Source organism: uncultured Streptococcus sp., assembly GCF_938036805.1.
Classification (GTDB): Bacteria; Bacillota; Bacilli; order Lactobacillales; family Streptococcaceae; genus Streptococcus.
In genome coordinates this window covers 1-1,829 of sequence record NZ_CALHWC010000170.1, presented here as the reverse complement: position 1 = coordinate 1,829, position 1,829 = coordinate 1, and the positions used below count along the sequence as shown (strand labels likewise).

Here is a 1,829-nt window from a genome sequence, read left to right as displayed (position 1 = left end):
TTTGGGAAAGGGCTGGTACGCATCAAATGATTGATATCAATGCAATAAAAGAGGCGCTTCCGCACCGCTATCCCATGCTTTTGGTGGACCGTGTATTGGAAGTCAGCGAAGATGAGATTGTCGCTTTGAAAAATGTGACGATCAACGAGCCATTCTTTAACGGACATTTCCCTCAGTATCCAGTTATGCCGGGTGTCTTAATCATGGAAGCACTGGCTCAAACGGCTGGTGTGCTGGAATTGTCTAAAGAAGAAAACAAGGGCAAGCTGGTCTTCTATGCTGGCATGGATAAGGTCAAGTTCAAAAAGCAAGTTGTACCAGGTGATCAATTGATTATGACAGCTAAGTTTGTCAAGCGCCGCGGCACCATTGCAGTGGTAGAGGCCAAGGCCGAAGTTGACGGAAAACTTGCAGCCAGCGGAACCTTGACCTTTGCGATTGGTCAATAAGAAAGAGGAGATTTCACCATGTTTCGTAAAATTTTAATTGCTAACCGTGGGGAAATTGCGGTCAGAATTATTCGTGCAGCTCGCGAGCTGGGAATCGATACGGTCGCCGTCTATTCAACGGCTGACAAGGAAGCACTCCATACCTTACTGGCTGATGAAGCAGTCTGTATTGGGCCAGCTAAGTCTACGGATTCTTATCTGAATATGAACGCTGTCCTATCTGCTGCTGTTCTAACAGGGGCGGAAGCTATCCACCCTGGTTTTGGCTTTTTGAGCGAAAACTCCAAATTTGCGACCATGTGCGAAGAAGTCGGCATTAAGTTTATTGGGCCTTCAGGTGCTGTTATGGACTTGATGGGGGACAAGATTAATGCTCGGGCTCAGATGATTAAGGCCAAAGTGCCGGTCATCCCAGGTTCTGATGGAGAAGTTCATACCTCTGAAGAAGCCTTGGAAGTCGCCGAAAAGATAGGCTATCCAGTCATGCTCAAAGCTTCTGCTGGTGGCGGTGGTAAAGGCATTCGTAAGGTTGAAAAGGCTGAAGATTTAGTAGCGGCCTTTGAGTCTGCATCTAGCGAAGCCAAAGCAGCCTTTGGGAATGGTGCCATGTATATGGAGCGAGTCATCTATCCGGCGCGCCATATTGAAGTGCAGATTTTGGCAGATCAGCAGGGGCATGTGGTCCACTTGGGCGAGCGGGATTGCTCTTTGCAGCGGAATAATCAGAAGGTGCTGGAAGAAAGTCCATCTGTGGCGATTGGGAAAACCCTGCGTCAGCAGATTGGGGAAGCAGCTGTTCGGGCTGCTGAGTCAGTCGGCTATGAAAATGCCGGAACGATTGAGTTTCTGCTGGATGAAGCCAAGGGCGAATTCTACTTTATGGAGATGAATACTCGCGTGCAGGTTGAGCATCCAGTGACTGAGTTTGTTACCGGTGTGGATATTGTGAAAGAGCAGATTAAGATTGCGGATGGTCAAGAGCTATCCTTCAGTCAAGAAGATGTTGAAATTCGCGGTCATGCGATTGAATGTCGGATCAACGCTGAAAATCCAGCCTTTAACTTTGCACCGAGCCCAGGCAAGATTTCCAATCTTTATCTGCCAAGTGGTGGAGTGGGACTGCGTGTGGATTCGGCGGTCTATCCTGGCTACACCATCCCTCCTTACTATGATAGTATGATTGCCAAAATCATCGTTCATGGGGAAAATCGCTTTGATGCCCTGATGAAGATGCAACGGGCTCTCTATGAGCTAGAAATCGATGGTGTTGTGACCAATAGCAGTTTCCAGTTGGATTTGATTTCAGATCCTAATGTGATTGCTGGTGATTATGATACAGCCTTTCTCATGGAGAAGTTCCTTCCGGCTTATCAAGAGAAA

The 1,829-nt window shown here is 47.6% G+C and carries 2 protein-coding genes; both read left to right on the top strand.

Annotated elements, in window-relative coordinates:
- Positions 1-26 precede the first annotated feature (26 nt).
- Positions 27-449, top strand: coding sequence for a 3-hydroxyacyl-ACP dehydratase FabZ (fabZ, locus tag Q0191_RS07015; protein ID WP_008809611.1), 423 nt, complete (start codon positions 27-29; stop codon positions 447-449).
- A gap of 18 nt (positions 450-467) precedes the next feature.
- Positions 468-1,829: acetyl-CoA carboxylase biotin carboxylase subunit (locus tag Q0191_RS07010; protein ID WP_297665083.1), on the top strand; the 1,362-nt coding region annotated here is incomplete at its 3' end.